Source organism: Mesorhizobium sp. B2-1-3A (genome assembly GCF_006442655.1).
Taxonomy (GTDB): domain Bacteria; phylum Pseudomonadota; class Alphaproteobacteria; order Rhizobiales; family Rhizobiaceae; genus Mesorhizobium.
Genome location: NZ_VFWK01000003.1, coordinates 901,933 through 907,932 on the forward strand (window position 1 = coordinate 901,933; position 6,000 = coordinate 907,932).

At 58.9% G+C, this 6,000-nt stretch carries 6 protein-coding genes and 1 tRNA gene; 4 read left to right on the forward strand and 3 right to left on the reverse strand.

All coding sequences use genetic code 11. The features are described from left to right. Window positions 1–754: 754 nt before the first annotated feature. Together FJ977_RS15650 and FJ977_RS15655 are read left to right on the forward strand one after the other, a co-directional pair. Window positions 755–1,333: a hypothetical protein gene (locus tag FJ977_RS15650; RefSeq protein WP_140772735.1), complete on the forward strand. Its 579-nt coding sequence runs from the start codon at window positions 755–757 to the stop codon at window positions 1,331–1,333. 257 nt (window positions 1,334–1,590) lie between these two features. Then, a complete protein-coding gene (locus tag FJ977_RS15655; protein WP_140772737.1) occupies window positions 1,591–2,367 on the forward strand; it encodes a class I SAM-dependent methyltransferase in 777 nt (258 codons plus the stop codon). Between the two features lie 214 nt (window positions 2,368–2,581). On the opposite strand, the gene FJ977_RS15660 is transcribed toward FJ977_RS15655, so the two are convergent. The 3 genes from FJ977_RS15660 to FJ977_RS15670 all read right to left on the reverse strand — a co-directional run bounded on the left by FJ977_RS15660 (window position 2,582) and on the right by FJ977_RS15670 (window position 3,567). Then, window positions 2,582–2,656 (reverse strand) — tRNA-Glu (locus FJ977_RS15660). Between the two features lie 90 nt (window positions 2,657–2,746). Beyond that, window positions 2,747–3,154, reverse strand: coding sequence for a VOC family protein (locus FJ977_RS15665; RefSeq protein WP_140772739.1), 408 nt, complete (start codon window positions 3,152–3,154; stop codon window positions 2,747–2,749). 29 nt (window positions 3,155–3,183) lie between these two features. Then, entirely contained in the window at window positions 3,184–3,567 is a 384-nt protein-coding gene (locus tag FJ977_RS15670; protein WP_140772741.1) for a fimbrial protein, read from the reverse strand. 27 nt (window positions 3,568–3,594) lie between these two features. On the opposite strand from FJ977_RS15670, the gene FJ977_RS15675 reads away from it, so the two are divergent. Together FJ977_RS15675 and rpoH are read left to right on the forward strand one after the other, a co-directional pair. Next, the gene (locus FJ977_RS15675) at window positions 3,595–4,650 is read left to right on the forward strand and encodes an RluA family pseudouridine synthase (RefSeq protein ID WP_140772743.1); all 1,056 of its coding nucleotides are present in this window, start codon (window positions 3,595–3,597) and stop codon (window positions 4,648–4,650) included. A 212-nt stretch (window positions 4,651–4,862) separates the two neighbouring features. Continuing rightward, window positions 4,863–5,774 carry an RNA polymerase sigma factor RpoH gene (rpoH, locus tag FJ977_RS15680; protein WP_140772745.1) on the forward strand — a complete coding sequence of 304 codons (912 nt, stop codon included), beginning with the start codon at window positions 4,863–4,865 and terminating at the stop codon, window positions 5,772–5,774. Window positions 5,775–6,000: the final 226 nt, after the last annotated feature.

A 6,000-nucleotide genomic window follows, 5' to 3' on the forward strand; every position in this document is an offset into this window, starting at 1 on the left:
CCCGCCGCCTCATTCGCGAAGCGACGGACCTCGTCCACCCCTACACACTTCCGATCGCAATTGCGGTGCCAATCCAACATGCCTCATTCTGGGACATGCGTCCGGCGTGGTAGCAAGCTGCGCGTCTGGCGAAGCTTGGAAATCCAGGGCGCCTCTCTGACACAATATGCTTCAAGGTGTTTATTCGCATTTTAACTAATGTAGACCATTATCATACGGACGTTCTATCGACGCGGGGGCGAAGTGGAATGACCGACCTTGCAGAAGAGGGTGAACTTCCAAGAACCTATCTGCCAGCACGCTGGCGGACGTTGGCTCTAGCGACACTGCGGTTCGTCCCACCGATCATTTCGGTGGTATGCGCCATCTTGGTTGGCTATTTCACCTACGCAACCGCCTACAGAAGACCTCCCGCCGACATCTCTGCGCTGGCAGTGTCAATATTAAAGTCCAGCGACGCTTCACCGGAAATGAGAGATTGGGCGGCGGACGCCCTAGGGCTACAGACCGACATTCCAATGCCGGCGAAATCCATCCGACCGAATTGAAGAACGGTGGAAAGCACCCGTTGAGACCTAACGCTTCGCCGCAGTCACCAGCAGGCTGTCGCCGCTGGGTGTAGCCGGCTTATCCGTAACATCTCCCCGTCCTCCATTTGCATGCTTCGCGAATATTAGAGCGGCGCATATATTCGCCGGTCCGCGCCCAGTGTGCCGGGACGATATTCAGTCATTTGTCGTGGGGGATTGGCACAATGTTTGAATGGGTTTCGAACTTTCTCGAGTCCCACGTTGCCAACCAGATTCAGCCTGGCATAGACGTCGCAAACATTGTCGCGGTGGCGTTCCTGCTTGCGGCCTTTGTGATTTCATACAAAGAATATCGACGAGATAAAAGAAGAACCCAAGATGAAAAAGAGAGAGATATAAGAATTAATGAACTCGACAAGCAGATTAGCAGGGAATCGTCGGCCAAATCACTCTATAATGATTACCTTAAATTGTACTTGAAGTTTCCAGGTCTATCCATGGGGAAATACAGAAAGGGCGATGATGTAGACGAGGACAGGTATGACACTTTCGTTTCTATAATGCTATCCGCTTTCGATGAAGCAATAAATTATACAGAAGGTGATTATTATTTTCAGATTCTACGTGACCAGCTATTTCGGCATGGTGAATACATCAGGCCACTTCTGCATAAGGATGTCCCTGATGCTGACAACTATAGGGGAATATACTCAACCAAGTTTCTTGCACTCGTCGATAGAGCGTATGACGAGATCGATGTGAATATTGAAAAATCGGCCACGACCTCGCCATCGGGCTCCTAGAGCTTGCTCGCCGCCTATCTGCGCGTAGCCGACGCGCTCGCGGTACAAGGCTGCCGCACACCCACCCAAGGCTTCTGTGACGTACAAGTTGCCGGCTTGATCCATTCTCTGTGGCTGCCGGCCTCACACCCTTGAAGAGCGCCCCCCTTACGACCCCTCATTCCTTACGCATTTGTAAGGTCTGCGTCGTGTGAAAGCATGAAGATCGATTGTGAAGAGTGACCTCTATTCGCGGGCCGAGAAAGGAGATTGTCGCGATGGATGGTTCCGATGTTTATGTGTTGGACGAGCGGTCATGCGAGCCGGGCGCTTATAGCGATTACCGATCAAGCCATCAGAACGCTGGCTACGGCAACAGTTACTTGAGAACTTTCTGTTCCGGCTACTATGCTGCGTTGTGGTCGCGTATCGAACGCCCCCTCGTCGAGAGCATTCTCAAGCCTCTTGCCGGGCCGGACCGCAGCTGTCTCGACTTCGCGTGCGGCACAGGTCGCGTGACAAATGTTGTAGGCCCACTGTTTGGCGTGGTGGTTGGGGTCGATGTCTCCCAATCCATGCTTGCTTGTGCGCGGGTTCCGGGGACAGTGACGCTGGTGAAAGCCGATCTGACGGTCTCCCCGCTCCCCAGAAGATTCGACGTGGTTACGGCTTTTCGATTCTTCTTGAACGCTGAAGACACTCTTAGGAAAGACGCGCTTTTGGCTATTCATGAGCATTTGAACGAGGGCGGGTTGCTGGTTTCCAACATCCACATGAACGCATCCTCGCCAATGGGGCTGGTCTATCGCTTTCTAAACCAATGTCAGGGACGCGTCGTGCGCAATACGCTGAGCGTCCAGGCATATCGCCAGATGCTCGTTTCCAATGGCTTCGTCGTCGAACAGGTCATCGGTTACGGGTACTTGCCGCGGCCCGGATGGCTGCTACCAAGGCTTTGCGAAATGTTGGTCGGGCCCATTGAGACGATAAGCAGGAGAGCCGGTGTCCCGGAGCGCTTTGCCCAAAACTTCTTGGTGGTCGCGAGAAAACGCTAGTCGAGCCCCATAGAAGCGGACCCGGAAGGTGGCCCACTCCGCCGGCAACTCGGAGAGTTGCACATTTGGGGATACCTGTTCGGTGACGGCCACGGCTTTTCTCGGTAGGGCGAAAGCACATGTCCACACTTTCAGCCGTCAGAACTATGCCCTGATGTGGCGAGCCACGGGGCGGCACGTCTATGACTTCTACTGCAATGGCGATTGAAATCGTTGGTACGCCCAAGGGGAATCGAACCCCTGTTCCCGCCGTGAGAGGGCGGTGTCCTGACCGCTAGACGATGGGCGCGTTCAAGAACCGGCGATATAGGCTGACGGCCAGGAAAAAGCAACTGGGGTTCGGCGGCTTTACCAGATTGAATGAAAAGACGCCCGCGCTTTACCGTTTCGGCTCGATCAGGTCCCAGAGATTGCCGTGGAGATCGGCGAAAACAGCCACCGTGCCATAGGGTTCGAAACGCGGCGCCTCGCGGAATTCGACCCCCTTTTCCAGCATCGCCGCATGGTCACGGGCAAAGTCGTCGGTTTCGAGGAACAGGAAAACGCGGCCGCCGGTCTGGTTGCCGATGCTTTGCCTTTGCGCCTCGTCCGACGCCTCGGCCAGCAGCAACCGGGCGCCTTGCCCGTTGGCCGGCGCCACCGTCACCCAGCGCTTGCCGCCGCCGAGATCGACATCCTCGGTGAGCAGGAAGCCCAGCCGCCCGACATACCAGGCGATCGCCTCGTCATAGTTGGCGACGATCAGTGCCACGGTCGCGACACGGCGATGTTGGGCAAAACCCTTCATGCCTTGGGCCTGCTCGTTGTTGCGGCCTGTCATTTGTTGCGAACAGCGAAACGGCCGATCAGGCGGCGCTCGCCAATGTCATAGACGAAGATCGTTCGGCCGCCGTCGGCAAGTTCGGCATCGATCGAGATGCGATTGCCGGACAGCGACTGGCTGACCACCTTGGCGCCGACCGGCAGCACGATGTCGCCGCTCAACGGCTCGCCGGCGGGCACCTGGATATCGCCGGCCAATGGCGGGTTCTCGGGAGATGCTTTGCGGGCTTTGTAGACAATCGCCGCGATCACCACCATAAGGGCCAGCAACAGCAGGCCGAGATTGATGGCCATGAAGCGGACGAGCTTGCCACGCATCTTTTCGACCTCGGGATCGAGCGGCTTTTCCTGATCTTCTTCGGCAGCGGGCCGGGCCATGGCAAAACATTCCGGAACGGTTTTTCGATGAGCGCTCATAACGAAGAGGCCCCCGAATTGATAGGGGATCAATTGACAGAGGCGGCACCCGCCGTGCTGATAGCGGGCGAGGATGCGTCGGGCCAGCGCCTCGACCAATGGCTGGCGGCCAGCCTTGGCCCTGATATGTCGCGCAGCCGCGTGCAGATGTTGATCCGGCAAGGCGCGGTCAGGATCGACGGCAAGCCGGTTGACGAGACCAAGCGCAAGATGACACCAGGCGAACGTGTATCGGTCGCGATGCCGGAGCCGGAGCCGGCCGCGCCACAGGGCGAGGACATCGCCCTCGACGTACTCTATGAAGACGACGCACTGATCGTCATCAACAAGCCGGCGGGGCTGGTCGTGCATCCCGGCGCCGGCAACTGGACCGGCACGCTGGTCAACGCGCTGATCCATCATTGCGGCGACAGCCTTTCCGGTATTGGCGGGGTGCGCCGGCCGGGCATCGTCCATCGTCTCGACAAGGAAACCAGCGGCGTCATGGTGGTGGCCAAGACCGACCGCGCCCACAAGGCCCTGTCCGAAGCCTTCGCCGACCATGGCCGGACCGGCGATCTAGAACGCGCCTATCTGGCCCTGGTCTGGGGTATCCCGCAGAGGCCGACCGGAACGGTCGATGCACCGCTCGGCCGCGCCGCCGACCGGGTGCGCCGCGCCGTTGTGCCGGAAGGCCGCGACGACGCCCGCCATGCCGTCACCCATTTCGCCGTTCAGGAGCGTTTCGGCGAGAACCAGCAGGCATTTGCGACCGCCAGCCTGGTCGAATGCCGGCTGGAAACGGGCCGCACCCACCAGATCCGCGTCCATATGGCTCATATCGGCCACCCGGTGATCGGCGACCCTGATTATGGCCAGGCCTTCCGCACCAAGGCCAATCGGCTGCCGGAGCCCCTGAAAAGTCAGGTCAAGGCATTTTCCCGGCAAGCTTTGCATGCCTGGCTCCTTGCATTTCGCCATCCCGATACCCATTTACCGATGAGGTTCGAGGCGCCGATACCGGGGGACATGGAGGAACTCGTCGGCGGCTTTCGTAATCTCTGAACCTGCCGTCAACGAGCTCGAAACCAGCCATCAAAAAACCTGACTGGCATTGTTCACTTCAACGTGACACACTGTTTCGTGTTGAACAAATGTCTGTCTTTTCTGGTTTTGTTCCTGTATAAGTTCTGATGTCGCGAGCGAGCCTTTTGGTGTTCGCGTCACATGCCCGCCGCGTTTCGGGGGCATCACTCCAATAGAGAGGGGGCGCTATCATGGCCCAGTCACTACCCAGTATCGTTTCCGGCGAAGGCGGCCTCAGCCGCTATCTGGAAGAAATCCGCCGCTTTCCCATGCTTCAGCCGCAGGAAGAGTACATGCTCGCCAAGCGTTATGCCGAGCATGAAGACACGTCCGCTGCGCACAAGCTCGTCACCAGCCATTTGAGGCTCGTCGCCAAGATCGCCATGGGCTATCGCGGCTACGGCCTGCCGATCGGCGAAGTGATCTCGGAAGGCAATGTCGGCCTGATGCAGGCCGTCAAGAAATTCGAACCCGAGCGCGGCTTCCGCCTCGCGACCTACGCCATGTGGTGGATCAAGGCCTCGATCCAGGAATACATCCTGCGCTCGTGGAGCCTGGTCAAGATGGGCACGACCGCCAACCAGAAGCGTCTGTTCTTCAACCTGCGCAAGGTGAAGGGCAAGATCCAGGCGCTGGACGACGGCGACCTCAAGCCCGACCAGATCGCCGAGATCGCCACACGGCTCAACGTTTCCGAAGCCGAAGTGGTGTCGATGAACCGCCGCCTGTCGGGCGACGCCTCGCTCAACGCGCCGATCCGGGCGACGGAAGGCGAATCCGGCGAATGGCAGGATTGGCTGGTCGACGACCACGAAAGCCAGGAAGAGATGCTGATCGAGCAGGACGAGCTGGAAAACCGGCGCGGCATGCTTTCGGGCGCTCTTGCCGTGCTTAACGAGCGCGAGCGGCGCATCTTCGAGGCCCGTCGCCTCGCCGAGGAGCCGCTGACGCTGGAAGAGCTGTCGTCCGAGTTCGACATCAGCCGCGAGCGCGTGCGCCAGATCGAGGTGCGCGCCTTCGAGAAGGTGCAGGATGCGGTCAAGGCCGCCGCCAAGCGCCAGACCCAGGCCCTGCGCACCATCGAGGCCCAGCCGGCGGCTTAAAGCCCGGGTTCGGCAATGAACAAAAGGCGGCGCCAGGAAACTGGCGCCGCCTTTTTTTTGTGCTTACGGCTGGTGGTTGGCGAAAGCGAGGGAAAAGCCAATCTCCCCCGCAAGGGCAAGGCAATCGCGTATGAGTTTTTACAAAGAGGACCCCACCCTAACCCTCCCCACAAGGGGGAGGGAACGCTGCCGCGTGCTTGTTACTCCCTCCTTGGGGTCGAAACGC

What these genes read in the sequence shown, in the direction of transcription:
- FJ977_RS15650 (WP_140772735.1), top strand. Translation starts at nt 755, where the DNA reads ATGTTTGAATGGGTTTCGAACTTTCTCGAGTCCCACGTTGCCAACCAG.
- FJ977_RS15655 (WP_140772737.1), top strand. Translation starts at nt 1,591, where the DNA reads ATGGATGGTTCCGATGTTTATGTGTTGGACGAGCGGTCATGCGAGCCG.
- FJ977_RS15665 (WP_140772739.1), bottom strand. Translation starts at nt 3,154, where the DNA reads ATGAAGGGTTTTGCCCAACATCGCCGTGTCGCGACCGTGGCACTGATC.
- FJ977_RS15670 (WP_140772741.1), bottom strand. Translation starts at nt 3,567, where the DNA reads ATGGCCCGGCCCGCTGCCGAAGAAGATCAGGAAAAGCCGCTCGATCCC.
- FJ977_RS15675 (WP_140772743.1), top strand. Translation starts at nt 3,595, where the DNA reads ATGAGCGCTCATAACGAAGAGGCCCCCGAATTGATAGGGGATCAATTG.
- rpoH (WP_140772745.1), top strand. Translation starts at nt 4,863, where the DNA reads ATGGCCCAGTCACTACCCAGTATCGTTTCCGGCGAAGGCGGCCTCAGC.